This window comes from Caldimicrobium thiodismutans (genome assembly GCF_001548275.1).
GTDB lineage: Bacteria > Desulfobacterota > Thermodesulfobacteria > Thermodesulfobacteriales > Thermodesulfobacteriaceae > Caldimicrobium > Caldimicrobium thiodismutans.
Genome location: NZ_AP014945.1, coordinates 729,536 through 746,503 on the forward strand (window position 1 = coordinate 729,536; position 16,968 = coordinate 746,503).

At 35.0% G+C, this 16,968-nt stretch carries 14 protein-coding genes, 1 pseudogene and 1 CRISPR repeat array; of the genes and pseudogenes, 10 read left to right on the plus strand and 5 right to left on the minus strand.

All coding sequences use genetic code 11. The features are described 5' to 3' along the window. The first annotated feature begins 19 nt into the window (after positions 1 to 19). The 5 genes and pseudogenes from prxU (at position 20) to THC_RS03620 (ending at position 4,363) form a co-directional block, all read left to right on the plus strand. Entirely contained in the window at positions 20 to 619 is a 600-nt protein-coding gene (gene prxU, locus THC_RS03605) for a thioredoxin-dependent peroxiredoxin (protein ID WP_068513468.1), read from the plus strand. 68 nt (positions 620 to 687) lie between these two features. Then, the gene (locus THC_RS03610; protein WP_068513471.1) at positions 688 to 1,143 is read left to right on the plus strand and encodes a hypothetical protein; all 456 of its coding nucleotides are present in this window, start codon (positions 688 to 690) and stop codon (positions 1,141 to 1,143) included. Between the two features lie 46 nt (positions 1,144 to 1,189). Next, positions 1,190 to 1,831 (plus strand): annotated as a pseudogene (cas6, locus tag THC_RS09755) (CRISPR-associated endoribonuclease Cas6); the annotation flags it as partial. Between the two features lie 22 nt (positions 1,832 to 1,853). After that, positions 1,854 to 2,625: direct repeats of the CRISPR family, unit length 30 nt; unit sequence GTTTTGAGCCTACCTATGAGGAATTGAAAC. Between the two features lie 204 nt (positions 2,626 to 2,829). Further along, on the plus strand, positions 2,830 to 3,438 hold the full coding sequence (locus tag THC_RS03615; RefSeq protein WP_068513475.1) for a hypothetical protein: 609 nt from the start codon (positions 2,830 to 2,832) through the stop codon (positions 3,436 to 3,438). A gap of 451 nt (positions 3,439 to 3,889) precedes the next feature. Further along, on the plus strand, positions 3,890 to 4,363 hold the full coding sequence (locus THC_RS03620) for an RDD family protein (protein ID WP_068513477.1): 474 nt from the start codon (positions 3,890 to 3,892) through the stop codon (positions 4,361 to 4,363). A gap of 402 nt (positions 4,364 to 4,765) precedes the next feature. Here the strand turns inward: THC_RS03620 and THC_RS03625 are convergent, their stop codons facing one another. The 4 genes from THC_RS03625 to THC_RS03640 form a co-directional block, all read right to left on the minus strand. Continuing rightward, positions 4,766 to 5,116: a hypothetical protein gene (locus tag THC_RS03625; protein ID WP_068513480.1), complete on the minus strand. Its 351-nt coding sequence runs from the start codon at positions 5,114 to 5,116 to the stop codon at positions 4,766 to 4,768. 322 nt (positions 5,117 to 5,438) lie between these two features. Further along, positions 5,439 to 7,934: a putative bifunctional diguanylate cyclase/phosphodiesterase gene (locus THC_RS03630; RefSeq protein ID WP_068513484.1), complete on the minus strand. Its 2,496-nt coding sequence runs from the start codon at positions 7,932 to 7,934 to the stop codon at positions 5,439 to 5,441. 274 nt (positions 7,935 to 8,208) lie between these two features. Further along, complete coding sequence (locus tag THC_RS03635; RefSeq protein WP_068513487.1) at positions 8,209 to 9,435, minus strand: 2,3-bisphosphoglycerate-independent phosphoglycerate mutase; 1,227 nt, start codon at positions 9,433 to 9,435, stop codon at positions 8,209 to 8,211. Between the two features lie 168 nt (positions 9,436 to 9,603). Beyond that, positions 9,604 to 10,767 carry an Mrp/NBP35 family ATP-binding protein gene (locus THC_RS03640; protein ID WP_068513490.1) on the minus strand — a complete coding sequence of 388 codons (1,164 nt, stop codon included), beginning with the start codon at positions 10,765 to 10,767 and terminating at the stop codon, positions 9,604 to 9,606. Positions 10,768 to 11,011: 244 nt separating this feature from the next. Between THC_RS03640 and THC_RS03645 the strand changes: the two genes are divergently transcribed. The 5 genes from THC_RS03645 (at position 11,012) to THC_RS03665 (ending at position 16,130) form a co-directional block, all read left to right on the plus strand. Further along, on the plus strand, positions 11,012 to 11,365 hold the full coding sequence (locus tag THC_RS03645; protein ID WP_068513495.1) for a flagellar protein FlaG: 354 nt from the start codon (positions 11,012 to 11,014) through the stop codon (positions 11,363 to 11,365). Positions 11,366 to 11,572: 207 nt separating this feature from the next. Then, positions 11,573 to 12,595, plus strand: coding sequence for an aspartate-semialdehyde dehydrogenase (locus THC_RS03650; protein WP_068513496.1), 1,023 nt, complete (start codon positions 11,573 to 11,575; stop codon positions 12,593 to 12,595). A 3-nt stretch (positions 12,596 to 12,598) separates the two neighbouring features. Then, positions 12,599 to 13,699, plus strand: a complete 1,101-nt coding sequence (locus THC_RS03655; RefSeq protein ID WP_068513499.1) for an SPL family radical SAM protein — start codon at positions 12,599 to 12,601, stop codon at positions 13,697 to 13,699. Then, complete coding sequence (locus tag THC_RS03660; protein ID WP_068513502.1) at positions 13,687 to 14,934, plus strand: cytochrome c3 family protein; 1,248 nt, start codon at positions 13,687 to 13,689, stop codon at positions 14,932 to 14,934. The genes THC_RS03655 and THC_RS03660 overlap by 13 nt, the downstream gene beginning before the upstream one ends. Next, positions 14,931 to 16,130: a class I SAM-dependent rRNA methyltransferase gene (locus THC_RS03665; protein WP_068513507.1), complete on the plus strand. Its 1,200-nt coding sequence runs from the start codon at positions 14,931 to 14,933 to the stop codon at positions 16,128 to 16,130. The genes THC_RS03660 and THC_RS03665 overlap by 4 nt, the downstream gene beginning before the upstream one ends. On the opposite strand, the gene THC_RS03670 is transcribed toward THC_RS03665, so the two are convergent. Continuing rightward, positions 16,054 to 16,959, minus strand: coding sequence for a J domain-containing protein (locus THC_RS03670; protein ID WP_068513510.1), 906 nt, complete (start codon positions 16,957 to 16,959; stop codon positions 16,054 to 16,056). The genes THC_RS03665 and THC_RS03670 overlap by 77 nt on opposite strands. Between the last annotated feature and the right edge of the window lie 9 nt (positions 16,960 to 16,968).

The following is a 16,968-nucleotide window of genomic DNA, read 5'->3' on the forward strand; positions in this document are numbered from 1 at the left end:
ATTCAAAGGAGGTGGAACTATGTGCACAAAAGTTGGTGGCCTTGCTCCAGATTTTGAGGCTGGTGCCTATTTTCCCAATGGGGAGATCAAGAAGATTAAGCTTTCTGATTACAGGGGGAAATGGGTTGTCCTTCTCTTTTATCCTGCTGACTTTACCTTTGTTTGCCCTACAGAGCTTGTTGATGTAGCTGAGAAATATGAGGAACTTAAAAATCTCAATGTGGAGGTTATTGGAATTAGTATTGATACGGTTTTTGTTCACAAGGTCTGGCAAGAAGTTGAGCTTTCTAAGATGATTAGTGGAGGGGTTCCCTATCCCCTTGCCTCAGACCTTGGGGGAAAGATTGGTCAGCTCTATGGAGTCTATGATGAAGCCCTTGGCCTTGATCTAAGAGGCACTTTTATTATAGATCCTGATGGGGTTCTTCAATCTGTAGAGATAAACAATGCCCCTGTAGGAAGAAATGCAGATGAATTGGTAAGAAAGATTAAAGCCTTCCAGCATGTAAGAGCAACAGGTGGAAAGGAAGTATGCCCTGCAAAATGGGAACCAGGAAAAACCACTTTAAAGCCTGGAATTGAGCTTGCTGGAAAGGTTTACGAAGTCTATAAAAAATAATTTTAAATTTATCTCCGGGGGGTTAAATGCCCCCTTCTTTTTATTTATATTTCAATTAAACTTAATCTGTGGATCTTTATTATTTTTCCTATACAGGAACCTCAAAAGAAATTGCCTTAGCTCTTGCCAGAAGATTTAATGCTATTCCAAAGGAAATAAAGACTTATTCCTTTCCCTATTCTTTTTGGCTTCTCCTTTCCTTTATCCCGGGTTTTGAGATTAGGGCTAACTTTGAGCCACCTCAAAGCCCTTATGGAGTTCTTGTTTTCCCGAAATGGACCTTTAATTGCCCCCCTGTAACCTATTTTTTAAAAAAAATATCTTTTGAAAAACTTATTCTTATCATTACTTATGGAGGCTGGCGTGAAATACCTTATGGAGAATACTATAAAAAATTGGCCTCCAAAAACTGTAAAGAAGTTGAAGTTATATATATCAAAAGAAAACTATGGGAAAGAAAAAAAGAGCTCTCATTATTAGAAATTGAAAGGAATATTAAAGAAGTTTTAAATCAGTTTAAATAAAATTACCCCTTGACAAATTAAAATTTATAAGTATTAATTCAATCTAATGAGACTTAAAATAACCTTTTGTCCTGTAGATAAAGATCAGATTATTCTTCCCATTCAATATAATGAAATTTTACAGGGATTTATTTATAATTCTCTTGAAAGGGGGCTTGCAGAGAGAATTCACAATTTTGGATTTGAAGACCCTAAAACCAAGAGAAAATTCAAACTTTTTACTTTTTCAAGGCTTTTAAGCTTACAAAAGCCCCTTATTAAAAATGGGAATATAGTATTTTCAGGAAGTTTCACTTTTTTTGTAGCCTCTCCTGTAAAGGAATTTATTCAATCCCTTGCTCAGAGTATTTTAACAAGAGAAGTTTTAACCCTTGGGAAGGTGAGGGTGCTTTTGCAGTCTGTTGAGGTTATGAGTCCTCCCAGATATCAGGAAAAAATTTATGTGAGGACTCTTTCTCCTATTACTGTTTATAGCACTTTCAGGAAACCAGATGGAAAAAAGATAACTTATTATTATAGTCCTTTTGAAGAGGACTTTAGGAAGCAAATTTTAGAAAATTTAAACAAAAAACTTAGATCTCTTGGGAGGGAGGCGGATTTAGATGGCTCAATAAGACCCTATAAAGTGAGTTCAAGGAATCAGAGAATTATTTTATATAAAAATATGGTTATTAAGGCTTGGGATGGGGTTTTTGAGTTATGTCTTCCGAGTTTTGAGCCTACCTATGAGGAATTGAAACACCTATATCTTTATACAACTTCTTTGCAAAAAACTCGTTTTGAGCCTACCTATGAGGAATTGAAACGGAATGCCTCAATATCAATTTTTTCTCTTTTTAAAAGTTTTGAGCCTACCTATGAGGAATTGAAACTCGCATCCTCTAAAATATGTAAAACACACCCTAAAATGTTTTGAGCCTACCTATGAGGAATTGAAACCTCTATATTGAAAATTAAATTAATAGCAGTAAAAACAAGTTTTGAGCCTACCTATGAGGAATTGAAACATCTCTTTTAAGAGGTTCTGTCTTTCAGCTTCAAGCTGTTTTGAGCCTACCTATGAGGAATTGAAACGCTATAACTCCCGCAAGCCTTTGAGAAAATGGCTCAAGGTTTTGAGCCTACCTATGAGGAATTGAAACTCCTTTTTACCAGGGGCTCCTTCTCATCAAGCTCTACGTTTTGAGCCTACCTATGAGGAATTGAAACAGTAAACTATTTTATCAGAAGATTTTTCTAGCTTTCGTTTTGAGCCTACCTATGAGGAATTGAAACTAATCCTCCTTTTAGATATACATCAGCGATAAATTTTTTTTTGAGCCTACCTATGAGGAATTGAAACCCAGATTAAGAGATGTTGGCATTGATATTTCCAAAATTTTTTTGAGCCTACCTATGAGGAATTGAAACAAGATATAATGAAGGTAAAGGATATTTATTCATTTTTGGAGGTTTTAAGCCTATCTATAAGGAGTTGAAACGAGATTTTCAAGATTTTCAAGATGTTCAGTGTTTTCAGGATTTTAGGTTTTGAGCCCACCTATATGGGGTTAAATTATGATTTTTCTGGCTATGACTATTTATTTTTGTTTTTAGCCTACCTATAAGGGGTTGAAATCTTACAGAAGATGTTATAATGATTAAAATTAAGTTTTTCATACACAAAAAACAAAAAGGAGGTGTCTTATGAAAGAAGTGGTTAAGAAGTTTGTAAAGTTTATGAGGAAGATGGAAGCAAAAAGAGTTTTACTTGGTGTTTTAAGTTTAGCAGGAGCTGGATTTTATTTACAGGGATGTAGTTTAGTGCCTGATCCCACATCGTGGTTAGTTGATGATATTTATCATAGAAGGGACTGGAAACATGATGAAATCTCCACACTGGGAGCTTCTATTGTAAGAAAAGACAAAAATACCTATGAATTTACACTTGAATATACTTATTTTAGAAGAGATGATCAAAAAACAGCACCAGCAACTTTAGAAGTCTGGTATAAGGATAAGTCAATTTTTAAAAGAAATGCTTTTGTAGAAATGAAGTTATTTGATAGAGGTCCAATTCATAGAAAAATGCCAGTTCCCACTGAAACTACTTACCACATAAAACTTCCTGTTGTTCTTAAAGAAGGAGAATCTATAAAAATAGACATCTACACCAATAACACTATGGCAACTTCTATTTGTAAAATAGGTGAATTAAATGAAAAAACACCCTGTGATCATAAAACATCTCATAAATCCACATTTGGATTACCAGTTAACAAAGAGAAAACAACAAAAGAAAACAAAAACGAATAGAAAAAAAAGTAGCCTTAATGTAATCAAGCTATCTTAGAGTAATACAAAGAAATTTATATAGAAATAAACAAAAAAGTTTTGGGCCTACCTATGAGGAATTGAAACCTGAAGATGATTTTGAGCGTAACAGGAAATTTCTTGTTTTGAGCCTACCTATGAGGAATTGAAACATTGATATCTTCCCATATTTCAGGAAAGTCTTCCTCGGTTTTAAGCCTATCTATAAAGAAAGGGTGGTAAGAAGTAGTTAAAAATTTTCTTTAGTCTTAAAAGATTTGGACTTATCCATACACTTGACAAAAATAATTTTTTGTGATATTTAAAAAGTGTTGAGCATACCTATATAGTATTGAAAACTTAACTTATTTAGAGGCAGCCGAAGGTGATAAGAATGCTTGAAGTAGGATAGGGAGTAAGAGGTAAAGAGAACAAGAAAAAAGGAGGGGATAGTATGCCAACATGCCCATCTTGCAAGATGGAAACAGCAGCTGGACGATGGTGTTCAGTTTGTCATAGGAACTTGCAAAATCCTGAACTTGGAAGGCTTGTCTCGCCAGCGAAGCGCCTTGGAGCTTTCGTCTTGGACATCGTGCTGTTCTTCGTGTTGATGTTAATACTTAGATTGTTTTTCTCGCCCATTATTAAAAAAGAATCAGATATTGTTTTTTTATCTTTTTTGGTGCTGCTTATGGTCGAGCTGTTGTTTTTTTCGCGGGGGACCACACTCGGAAAGATGGTGTTAGGAATGAGGGTAGTCAAAACGGATGGGAGGCGCGCAGGCTTCTTTACCATGCTCTTCAGAGAATTGATCGGGAAGTCCATCAGCGGATTTTTCTTTTCCTTAGGGTTCTTGTGGATCTTACTTGATCGGGAGCGACAGGGCTGGCACGACAAGCTGGCGAGCACATATGTGGTTGAGCGCTGAGGTCGGCTGAGTAATTCAGGTGAATATAGCACTCCTGTGCCCGTTTTCTGAGGTCTATGAGCGAGAGGATGAGTGGTCTGTGCCTGCAGAGCAAAGGATTTTGAACCTACCTATTAAAAATTTATATAGTATTTTATAAACATGCCTTTTATTATCATCATTTTAAGCATATTTATAGGATATTTTATTGGTGCATTGGTTATTTTCATAATTCCTCTCATTCTTTTAAGTTATCTATCCTATTTTACATTTAAGCAAAAACTGGCACTATATATTCAGGTAAGAAGAGAAAGAAGAAAACTTAAAAGACTTTTAAACGACAGACTAAGTTATATTCCTTAAAATTTTTGTAAAAAATTTTAAATTTCTTAAAGCATTATGGGTTATTTACTCAAATTTTTCTCAGCGAGCTTTTAAATAAGTGTCTCTAAGATGCTCAGGGAGTAGCTCTGGAGGAAAGATTCCCTCAGCAATTTTATCCAGATGCCACCACCAACGATCAAGCCCCTCATATTCCCTATCATAAGGTGGGTCCGCTTTATTCCTGATAGCGTTTATAATGGCTTTTTTGTCAAGCTCAATCACCTTGGGGTGGTTATCTAAACCCGCTTCATGGATTAGGTCTCTTATAGAAAGCCAGGTAGGTGCGGTGTGATAAAAAAAGGCTTGTCCATCCTCTTCATCTATGCCTAATTCCCAATCTTCTATCCACTCCTTATAGGGTCTTGACTTATAGTATTCTGATAAACCCACCTCTCTTCCTCTCCTTTACCCATTGTATGAAAGGCTTGTTCAGTCTGTAAAAACTTTTAATCAAAAGCGCATCATCCTTACTCACCACTATTTTATCACCTTTCTTGAAAATATAGTAATCCCCCTTTTCTGTTCTTTCAACATAGATTTCATCCGGGCTCTGAACGATCTTTTTTGCTTCTCTGTAGTATTCTTTCGGTGAGCTAAATATGGAATTTTGACTTATAGTATTCTGATATGTAGTAGAGGAGTTTCGAGCTTACCTATGAGGAATTGAAACTTCTAGCAGTAACAGTCAGAATAATCAACATTTTAAACATACCTATGAAGAGGATTTGAAAGAGGTAAGGGGTAATTGTGGAGAAGGTTTCCCAAGGTGAAAACCCTGACCAAACTCAACTCCAAAGTCCCTTAATTTACTAGCAAGCTCCTCACTCTCTACATATTCAGCAATGACTTTTATATTCAATCCTTTACAAAGGGTAACTATACTTTCTATAATAGCAAGATCAACAAGAGCTTCTCTGCTAAGTCCTATTACAAAATCTCCTTCTATCTTAACAAAATCAATTATAAAATGCTTAATATATTGAAAAGAGGAAAAGCCTGCTCCAAAATCATCGATACAGAATTTAAACCCATAATCCTGAAGATTTCTTATAAATTTTTCTAAAAGGGTTAAATTTTTAACTGTTTCTCTTTCAGTTAATTCAAAAATAATTTTTTCCGAGGGGAAAGAATAATTTTTCACAAGTTCTTTAATTTTCTTTAAAAATTCAGGAACAATTAAAACTTTAGGGCTTAAATTAAAGAAAAAATATCCCTGATAATTGGTTTCCTTGGCTAAAGATAAAGCCTTTTCCATGTTGATAAAATCCATCTCCATTATAAAACCCATACTCTCTGCAATACCAATAAATCTTTGGGCAGGAATAACTTCATCTTCTATTTCTATTCTCATTAATACCTCACACCCAAAAAGCTCTCCGGTTTTAAGGTCATATATAGGTTGAAAATATGGAAGTATCCTTTTATTTTCAACAGCTTCTTTTACAAGAAGGATGGTATCAGTTATTTCTTTTTGATAACTTAAAATCTCCTCAGCAGTAGGATAAACTATTTTATTTTTTCCTTCTTTTTTAGCTTTATACATTAAAGTATCTGCAAGGGTAAAAAGATCTTTGCTGGTCTCCCCATGATCAGGAAAAATGGCTATTCCTATTGATGTAGTTAGGAAAACCGGTTTACCATCTGGTGCCTCTATTTTGAAATTGGATAGGTTTTCTTTAATTCTTTCAGCAACTGATACTCCCTGTGTAAGGTCACACAAGGGAAGTATCAAAGTGAATTCATCTCCTCCATATCTTGCTAAGATATCGCCCTTTCTTTTTATCTCCTCCAAGAATTTAGCAAACTCTCTTAAAAATTCATCCCCAAAGGAGTGACCATAGGTATCGTTAATTAACTTAAAGTTATCTAAATCTACTATTAAAAGGGCAAATTTATAATTGTATCTTTTGGCTCTTTCAACCTCATATTCTAACAGTTCCCAGAAAGTTCTCTGATTATAAAGGTGAGTTAATGGATCACGAGTAGCATAAAATTCAAGTTCTTTAGTATATTTATTTATAGCTCTTATAGAGCCAATCACATTTAATAGGGAAATCAAAACAGTTTCAATAGCTATCTCTTGAGTGGAAGTTAATTTTTCATGAGAAAGCCCAATCCCAACAATCCCCCCAATCTTTGGAGATTCAAGGATTAAACTTTTAGTTTTCAAATAAAAATTCTTGAAAGCCTCTTCAGAATAACTCTCATCTGCTAAAACCACATTGTGAATGAAATTAAAATTATTTATTTTGAATTTTTCTAAAAATATTTTTCTAATCATACCTTCCATATCTTCTTTGAAAGATCGTGTAGGATTTTTCAACCAGAAAATCTCAGTATCAAAAAGATCTTCCTCTACATAAAAAAGAGCAAAAATTGAAACAATTTCAACAATCTTATTCACCTCAATTAGAAGATTATTAACATAATATTTCCAATCTCTTATAAATTCAGAAGTTATAATAAATTTTTCAAGAAGACTTAGTTCAAATTTAAAAAGCTCTCGATCAATAGCAAGCTCTTTCACTTTTCTTAAGAAGTCATCCGTAATCTCTAAAAGCCCATCAAATTCATAAATTCCTGTTTTTGAACTTGTTAAAAGATCTTCATTCTCAATTAATTCATCAAACTTTGAAGATCTTCTTATCCTCTCCTTTAATTCTTCAATGGGTTTTACAAACTTTTTACCTTGAAGTTTCCCTATAAAATAAACTCCAAGCAGAGGAAATAGGGAAAAGAAAAGAAGGAAAAGTAAAAGAGTCTGATGTATTTCTTTTAAATCCTCTTTAAGAGAATTCTCAAGCACAAGAACCCCAAAAAGATCGCCTTCTGAAATTCCCCTATGGCAGTTTAAACACATCTTTGTGGCAGTAATATTATATTTTATATAAAGAGTATCTCCTTTCTTAGTAATTATATATTCCTTATATAATGGGATTTCTTTTACTTCTGAAGGTTTTTCAAGGGTTACCTTTAGTTTGTCAGTTTGAAAAATTCTGAGAAAATTGTCTAATTCTTCACGGGTAAATCCTTTGAGCATTCCCTGATATAGAGAAGAAAAAATGGCCTTGGCTTCAATTTGAGATCGGAAAATTAGAGATTTTTCAAAATAGTTTTTTATAAATAAAAAAAGAAAACCATAAAGAATTAGAGATAGAAGAAAGTACCCTAAAAGGGTATGAATTAAAAGTTTTTGATGAAGTCTCATTTTAAAGCATAAAGATTTTAATTATTAATTTTTTAAGTATATAACTACCACCTCTAATTGTCAATATCTAATTGCAAATTCTCCAAAGATGAGCTCAGGGCTTTTGCCTTATTTTAAACCCCACTTTTTTGAGTTTTCAAAAAAGCATTAAACCTTAAGATTTCTATTTTACATAATATATCTTATCAGAAGTTAAGATGACCTCATTTCTTTTTCTACTCCTCAGGCTCACTGGAGAAAAAGACTTTTATTAAGAGAGATTTAAAAAATTGATTTAAGCACCATATTTTGTAAGACGGCCTGCATGAGCAAGTAACAATTGCATAAGCTTGAAACTCGGAAAGATCCCAAGTTCCCCCTTTAAACACTCCCTCTCTGTTAATCTCAGGGATAAACCACCAAGGCAATAAGGAGAGTTTATAAGCACTGGCACGGGATGCCAGGAGTGAGACTTCATTATACAAGGTGTTGAGTGATCTCCTGTAATTGCCAAAACATTAAAATTTAATGAGACTATTTCTAAAAAATGCCTATCAAATTCTTCAATTACCGAAATTTTTCCTTCATAATTTCCATCTTCCCCATAGGAATCAGTTTTTTTAATGTGAACAAAGAAAAAATCGTAATCCTGCCAGGCCTCTTTAAGAGTTTTTACCTCTGCATCAATGGATTCACCCTCAAAAGTAATTAAATCCATTCCTACAAGCCTTGCAAGCCCCTTATACATTGGATAAACTGCAATACAGGCGCTTTTCAGACCGAACTTTTCTGGAAAGGGTTCCAGGGCAGGCTTTACTGAAAATCCACGCAACAAAACATAATTTGCCTTTGGTTCATTTTTCAGCAATTTGGCAGCCTCTTCAATAAATTTTCTGGCAATTAGTGCAACCTTTTCGGCCTCTGGATTTTCACCAGTTGGAAGTAAGGGAGGCTTTTCTGTGCTCTGGGGATCTGTATCATTTATTTTTTCAAAAAAATGAGAAAGCTTATAGGGAAATCTTAGAATAAGGGAAAAACGATGTTCTTTACCTGAACATAAAATGACCTCGGCTTCATCAATCTTTTTAATATTTTCAGATAAATATTTAATTAATCTTTTGTTTTCTTCTGTGGGTATTCTACCAGCCCGTCTGTCAATTACAATTGGAAGACCATTTTCATATTTGACTGTAGCAAAGTTGCCCCGGATAGCCACATCTGTATCTTTAACTTCAAGCCCTACTCCAACTGCCTCAAGGATGCCCCTTCCAATTTCATATTTTAATGGCTCGTATCCAAAAATACCTAAATGCCCAGGGCCAGAACCTGGAGTTATTCCATAATCAACAGGGATGTGAAGACCGGTTGCTGACCTGGATGCAAGGTTGTCTAAGTTAGGGGTTTTGGCAAGCTCTAAAGGGGTTTTGCTATCTTTTACAGGTAAGTCCCCTACCCCATCAAGAACAATTAAAATAATTTTAGATTGGGCATCGTTCTTTATCAATTTTTTCAGACCTTCCATCCTCATCCCCCATAGTCATCTCTTCTTTCATTTGTTCTATTTCTTTTTGATATTCCTTTACAGGCCTTTCTATGCCGCAGGTAAGACACCTTACCCGGGCATTTGCTCATTTACCACAAATAACAGCCTTTCCACCACAATAATGGCAAGTTAAAAAGATATCCAAATTTACCCCCTCTGACTCAAAAGGGTATGAATAAGATTATCTGGGTTTGCTTCTATTTCTTCTGTGATAAAAACTCTTATTCCCTGGCTGGTTAGCTCATCAGCAACAGAAGTATTTGAAGCATGAAGAAGGATATGGGTTGCTACCTGCTCCTGTAAAAAGTCAACAAGAGCTTGATTTTCAGGCTTTTTGGCTACATCTTTTACTAAAAGTTTATTATTTTCAATATCATAAAGGGCAAAAAGGTCAAACTTCTCTGGATTAGCCTCAAATTTCTGAGGAGTTGCAATTGGAACAGCGATTCGCATGTATTTTTCTTCTAAAACCTCTTTATGCATCTCTTCAGTTGCTGAAATTATGTTTCTGATAACCTCTTCAAAGGCTTGAGCTGTTAAACTCTCTGGATAAGCCCCGACAATAGGCTTTCCTCTATCACCTGTATCAACCACTCTTGGATCAACGGGGATCTTTCCCAAAAATCTAATACCCATTTCCTCGGCAAGTTTTTGACCCCCTCCCCTTTTAAAAAGATCAAGAGGTTTTCCACAATGGGGACAGATAAAACCGCTCATATTTTCAATAAGCCCCAGAATACGCATCTTAACTTTCTGACAAAACTTAATAGATTTTTTAACATCTATCAGGGATACTTCTTGAGGGGTGGTTACAATAAGGGCATAGGCATCTGGGATAGTTTTGGCCACAGTAAGAGGTTCATCCCCTGTGCCGGGAGGTGCATCAATTACAAGATAATCAAGTTCACCCCAATCGATATCACCAATAAATTGCCGGATAGCCGAAATCTTTATAGGGCCTCTCCAAATAATAGCTGAATCCTCAGCAGGAAGAAGAGGTTCAATGGAGAGAAATTTAAGATTTGGTGAATACTTTATAGCCCCAAGTCTTCCATCAGGTCTTCTTGTAAGTTTCAAGTCCCTTGCACCAAGCATTTTGGGAATACTTGGCCCGTGTAAATCCACATCCAGAAGACCAACCATAAAATCCTGAAGGGAAAGACCAACTGCTATATTTACTGCAACGGTGCTTTTACCAACCCCCCCTTTGCCTGACATAACCATAATCTTGTGTTTTATTTTAGAAAGCTGTTCTTTTAGTTTTTTATCTTGCTGATCCAAAATGGCACTTTTTTCCTTCTTAACTGACATATCTCCAAAAACCCCCTTTTCTTTAAGTTTAGTGACAGAATAATTTTAATCCAGCAAAGGGTTTTGTCAAATTCTGGTATGCCTCCATATCTTTTGTGACTCAAGAGGATTTTTTCAACTACTTCTGTTGTAGGAAAAAGCATATGAACTTATGCGAAATTCTATTAGCAACCCTGATGGATTAAAGTTTTTTTCCTTTTTATCCGATAAAATTAAATGATAAAATTTACATGGGGGGCCTCCTATGAAAGTGGAACTTTATAAAAATTTAGTTTTAGATCAGATCAACATAAATACAGAGATTAAACCTCAAAGAGTTAATCCTCTGGAAAAAGAACTTCAGTCTCAAACTGAAATACATTTAAAAAAAATTGAAAAGGATAAACTCAAAGAGGTAACTGAGAGTTTCCAAAAATTTTTAAATCAATTTAATTTAGATGCGAAGATTGTTTATGAAAAGGAGTATAATACCCTTGTAGTTCAAGTATTCAGGAAAGATACAGGAGAATTGATTCGACAAATACCACCTCAGGAGCTTCTTGAGATATCCAAAAGACTTCAAGAACTTGTTGGTATTTTATTTAAAGAAAAGGCCTAAGTATCCTTTATAAGTTTATATCCTTGTAAGATTTATTTTCCCCTTTTCTATACACAAAATTTATAATATTACCCTTCAAAGGGGATCACAACAAGGTGCAAACAGATAGGTCTGGCCCTACATTAAGGATATGGACGCATACATATCCTTGTAATCTCCTCAAATTGTGCTAATTTTATCTTTTTAAAAGCACAGGGAGGCTTAGGTATGGGAGAATATACTGTTGCTGTAGTCGGAGCAACTGGGGCTGTTGGAAGAATGATGATTAGTGTTCTTGAAGAGAGAAATTTTCCTGTAAAAGAATTAAGGCTCTTTGCCTCTCCAAAATCAAAAGGCTTAACGGTTCCATTTAAAGGAGAGGAAATTGAGGTGGAAGTCCTTGAAGAGACAAAAAGTTTCAAAGGTATAGACATAGCCTTATTTTCAGCCGGAGGTTCAAGGAGCCTTGAATATGCCCCTAAATTTGCAGAAGATGGAGCTATAGTAATAGATAACTCCAGTGCCTGGAGAATGGATCCTGAGGTTCCCCTTGTTGTTCCTGAGGTAAATCCCCATGCTATTTCCCAATATAAAAAGAAAGGCATTATTGCCAATCCAAATTGTTCAACCATTCAAATGGTGGTTGCTTTAAAACCCCTTCATGATGTGGCAAAAATTAAAAGAATAGTTGTTTCCACCTATCAATCTGTTTCAGGAGCCGGGCAAAAGGCTATTGAGGAGCTTATGGATCAAATTAGAGCCTGGTGTTCAGGTGAAGCCCTTCCACCACCTAAGAATCTTCCCAAAACTATCGCCTTTAATTGTGTCCCTCAGATTGATGTCTTTTTGCCCAATAGATATACAAAAGAAGAAATTAAGATGGTTGAAGAGACTAAAAAGATTATGGAAGATCCAATGATAAGGGTTACTGCTACTACTGTGAGAGTCCCTGTTTTTTATGGACATGCAGAAACTGTAAATATTGAGACAGAAAAGAAGTTAACTCCTGAATCAGCTATTGAAATATTAAAAAAAGCTCCTGGAGTTATTGTCCTTGATGATCCTGAAAATAAGGTTTATCCCCTTCAAATAGAGGTAGCTGGAAGAGATGAGGTCTTTGTAGGAAGAATTAGAGAGGATTTTTCCATTGAAAATGGTTTAAATCTATGGATTGTTGCTGATAACTTACGAAAAGGGGCAGCCACGAATGCTGTTCAAATTGCCGAAGTTTTGATTGAAAAATATTTATAAGCCTTGCAAATCTTTGTTGAAAAATCTGCCCTATCCTATCAATTAACTCAAGAAATTTTGACAAGAGTCTCCTCCTTTGAAATAATCCCTTCGTATGAGGATTTTCTCTGGGAATTTAGAACTGAAGAAGATCTTATTGCTCTTGGAAAGAAGAGGCTTTTTATTATGGAATACAAGGGAGATTTTGTTAAACCCTGTCCAGGAACCAAAAATTATATCTGTTGTGGTTATGAGATCTTTCATATTGGAGAGGGATGTCCCCTTGATTGCTCCTACTGTATCCTGCAAATGTATTTAAATAGACCAGGGCTAAAGATTTGGGGAAATCTCTGGGAAGATGGATTAGAAACCCTCAAAGAGTATTTAAAAATACAAGAAAATACAGGTAGAATTATAAGGATAGGAACAGGAGAGTTTACGGATAGTCTCGCTTTAGAGGGAATAACTCATATATCTGAAAAACTCATTCATTTCTGGAATGAAAAAAAACCCAGAGCTGTCCTTGAATTGAAAACTAAGGTGGCTCTCAGTGATGATTTTTTTAAGAAAATTAAAGGAAATCCCAGGGTGATATTGGCCTGGTCAGTTAACACAGAAAGGGTTATTCAAACTGAAGAAAAGTCAACTGCACCTCTTTCTGCAAGGCTTGAAAGTGCTAAAAAAGCAATTGATAAGGGTTTTACTGTAGCCTTTCACTTTGACCCAATCATATATTATTCAGGAGCAGAACTTGAATATCCTGAGGTATTGAAAAAAATTTTAAAAATTATCCCTCATGAAAAAATTGCCTGGATCAGCTTAGGAACCTTAAGATTTCCAAAGGTCTTAAAAAAAGTAGCTGTAGAAAGATTTCCTGAAACTAAAATTTATTCCTATGAGTTCATTGAGGGGCTTGATCAAAAAAAGAGATATTTTGTTGATTTAAGAAAAAGGCTCTATAAATCTTTATATAACCTCATAAAAGAGACCCAGACTGAGATTACTTATTATTTTTGTATGGAGAGTGAAAGAATTTGGGAAGAGGTCCTTGGAATAAAGATAAGTAAAAATGAGGGCTTAGTGGATCGCCTTGACAAAGTGGCCAAAAGGTTATGCTCATTATAGTATTATTTCTTTTAATAAATATAGCTGGGTGCACTCCTATCTCCAAGGGAACCAAAGAATTTACCTGTGAGTCCTGTCATGGAGAAGCTCCTTTAAAACTTTCTCATTCTCAACTTTCATGTAAGGACTGTCATGCTGGATCATCTCCTGCAAAGAATAAAGAACTTGCCCATAAAAACTTAAAAAAAGATTTATCTCCAGAAGAAGTTGAAATCCTCTGTAACCGGTGTCACTCTAAGGAGGTTATGGCTTTTCAAAAGAGTTATCATTATACATATGCAGGGGAGTTAAAAGGCATCCTTAGGGGATTTAGTCTAAATTTAAAGATTGAAAACATAAAGAGTCTTCTGCCTTTAGAGGGTTCTTTTGAAACTAAGGAAGGTCTTTTTGTAGATTTTTTGAAAAGACGGTGTCTAACTTGCCATATCTATAGCAAAGGAGAAAAATATTCAAGAACTCACAGAGCAAAAGGGTGTTTTAGTTGCCATAGCCCTCATAAACTTGGAAGACCAGGGGATCACGAATGTCTTAGCTGCCATTATGGGACCAAAATTGGGTGGGATTATTATGGATACTCGCCTCATCCCTGGTTTGTAGATTATCGTTCCCCTTTTATCCAGGGAAAAAATCCAGAAAGACCTTATGGAATTGAAGCCTACAGATTAAGGGAGGATATCCATAAAAGTAAAGGTCTTGCCTGTGTAGATTGTCACTCTAAGCAAGAAATTATGTATGGAGAAAAGAAAATTTCCTGTCTTAGCTGTCATAAAAACTTTAAAGAAAAAAACTTTCATCAGAAAAAAATTTTACAACAGGTAAGATGTGAAGTCTGCCATGCAAGTTTTATAAGTATGGATGATGTAAAGGTTTGCTATCTTGAAACAAATCCCAATCTGGAAGAGTGGATTGATCTTTCCATTCAGGAGTCTTCAGAAATTGAGGAAATAATAGGAAAATTTATGGAGGGTAAAAGGGTTTCCATAAAAATGAAAGATAAATTTACTGATAAAGAAAAAGAAGGCCTCTGGCTTTGCACCCTCGGAAATCGGACCTTTGATAAAATTTTTCTTGGCAAGGATAAAGAAGGAAGACTTTGCCTCCTGAGAAAAGAGAAACTAACCTTAATTCATGAAAATATAGAAATTACTGGAATCTTTGAAACCTGTAAAACTTCACACTCCATAGGCAAGGGAGATATTAACAGGGCTTTTAGTGTTTTGAAGGAATTAAAATGAAATATCCCCCTGTTATCCTGAATACCAATGGGTTGAAAAACTACATCCAGGGAAAACTCTGGTTTACCTATAAAGATCTTGACTCCTTTGAGAAGATTAAAGATTCCATTGAACCAGGGAGCCTTGTATCACTTTATTCTCAGCACAAGCATTTTCTTGGGCAGGGATATTTTAATTCTCATTCCTATTATAGCCTGAAACTTCTTACCAAAAAAGAAATCTCCATTGATATATCCTTTTTTAAAGAAACATTCAAATTAGCCCTTGAATTCAGAGAGAGATTTTTTCCAGGTGAGTCATCCTTCAGGCTTATTCATTCAGAGGGGGATCATCTCCCCGGGCTAATTATAGATCTCTTTGATAAAGTTGGAGTAATCCAAATCCATACCCTTGGAATGGAAAGACTAAAATCCATCATAATAGATGCCTTGCTTCAAATCAGACCCCTTGAGAGTATTGTTTTAAAAAATGACTTTGATAAAAGAAAAGAAGAAAAATTACCTCTTTATGTAGATTTTTATTTAAAGGAGCCTCAGGACCCCTATCCTATTGAGATGGACGGTATAAAATTTCTTATTCCAATTATCAAAGGGCAAAAAACAGGTTTTTTCCTTGACCAGAGGGAAAACCGCAGGTTTTTAAGCAGGATTTCCCATGGCCTTATAATTATGGATGGCTTTGCTTATATTGGTGGTTTTTCCTTCTATGCCCTAAAAGGGGGAGCTAAAAGGGTCTATCTCCTTGAAAGATCAGGTTATGCCCTTGATATTGCCCTTGAAATCGCCAAATTAAATGGATGGAAAGATCAGGTTGTGCCAGTTGAGGGCGATGTTTTTCAACTTCTTAAAAATCCTGTAGCAAAAGCAAACTTGTTAATTCTTGATCCGCCAGCCTTTATTAAATCCAAAAAAGATTATTTTCAAGGCTATAAAAAATACAAGGAACTGTATTCCCTTGGTCTCCAATATTTTAAAGCACAGAATGGATTTCTTTTTCTTTTTTCATGTTCTCATTTTTTAAAACTTCAGGAATTACTGCTTTTTTTAAAAGAATCTCTTTCTAAATGCAATTTTTCAGCCAAGATCTTTCAAGTATTTCATCAAAGTCCAGATCATCCTATTAATCCTTGTGTTGAGGAAACGGAATATCTAAAGGGGGTAGCCCTTGAGTTCTCTCATCTTCATGCCCCTCTATAGTTTCTTTCTGCAATATCTCCAGAAATTCAAGCTGTGTAATCTCTTCAAGTTTTAGAACCAGGCCTTCCAGATAGATCTTTTGCGGTTCAGAGGGATGATAGAAAAATAAATAAGAATTTCCCCTAATCTCAGGGGCTAAAAACATGATAATTTCTTTTAGAAAGGTCTCCTTTTTTAGATAATCTTTTAGGAAAAATTTTTCTTCCTTGAGAGTTCTTTCCATCAAGGCCCAGGGTTCAATATAGTCTCTCCTTACAGAGCCAAGAAGTCTATAATTTTTAAGAAGTATAAATTTAGGATTTATTCCAGCTTTTTTAAGAATAGTATCTGGAGTGAAGATTAACTCTTTAAAGAGTTGTTTTTTCTTTTTAAAACCTGGATAATCAGAGTAATTTATATGAGATATAATATCAAGTAACTTAACCTTTAAGACAAAACCCTCACGATAAAGGTCTTTTAAATACTGAAAATTCTTTTCAAGAAATTGCCAGAACCTTTCTTTCAAAAGCTCCTGATGATAGGTCAGTTTTCTTAAATTTTGCTCTAAAATATTCAATTCGGTTTTAAGGGTTTTTCTTGATAATCTTTGAAGATAAGCCTTTTTATAATGGATAAAGGCTTGGGGATTTTTTTCGTAATTTATAGCCTCAAAGGCAAGATTTAATTCCAAAGCCTTTTTAGTATCCCCTCCCCTATCAGGATGATAATGGAGCTGAAGGGTCCGGTATATGGCTTTAATAATCTTATAAAGGGTCTCATCACTTAATTCCTTTGCAAGCTGAGGAGTAATTCCAAAAATTTCAAAGGGATTTCTTTTAATTTTTTTCATTGTAATAAT

What these genes read in the sequence shown, in the direction of transcription:
- prxU (WP_068513468.1), top strand. Translation starts at nt 20, where the DNA reads ATGTGCACAAAAGTTGGTGGCCTTGCTCCAGATTTTGAGGCTGGTGCC.
- THC_RS03670 (WP_068513510.1), bottom strand. Translation starts at nt 16,959, where the DNA reads ATGAAAAAAATTAAAAGAAATCCCTTTGAAATTTTTGGAATTACTCCT.
- THC_RS03615 (WP_068513475.1), top strand. Translation starts at nt 2,830, where the DNA reads ATGAAAGAAGTGGTTAAGAAGTTTGTAAAGTTTATGAGGAAGATGGAA.
- THC_RS03630 (WP_068513484.1), bottom strand. Translation starts at nt 7,934, where the DNA reads ATGAGACTTCATCAAAAACTTTTAATTCATACCCTTTTAGGGTACTTT.
- THC_RS03665 (WP_068513507.1), top strand. Translation starts at nt 14,931, where the DNA reads ATGAAATATCCCCCTGTTATCCTGAATACCAATGGGTTGAAAAACTAC.
- THC_RS03660 (WP_068513502.1), top strand. Translation starts at nt 13,687, where the DNA reads ATGCTCATTATAGTATTATTTCTTTTAATAAATATAGCTGGGTGCACT.
- THC_RS03620 (WP_068513477.1), top strand. Translation starts at nt 3,890, where the DNA reads ATGCCAACATGCCCATCTTGCAAGATGGAAACAGCAGCTGGACGATGG.
- THC_RS03645 (WP_068513495.1), top strand. Translation starts at nt 11,012, where the DNA reads ATGAAAGTGGAACTTTATAAAAATTTAGTTTTAGATCAGATCAACATA.
- THC_RS03635 (WP_068513487.1), bottom strand. Translation starts at nt 9,435, where the DNA reads ATGGAAGGTCTGAAAAAATTGATAAAGAACGATGCCCAATCTAAAATT.
- THC_RS03640 (WP_068513490.1), bottom strand. Translation starts at nt 10,767, where the DNA reads ATGTCAGTTAAGAAGGAAAAAAGTGCCATTTTGGATCAGCAAGATAAA.
- THC_RS03650 (WP_068513496.1), top strand. Translation starts at nt 11,573, where the DNA reads ATGGGAGAATATACTGTTGCTGTAGTCGGAGCAACTGGGGCTGTTGGA.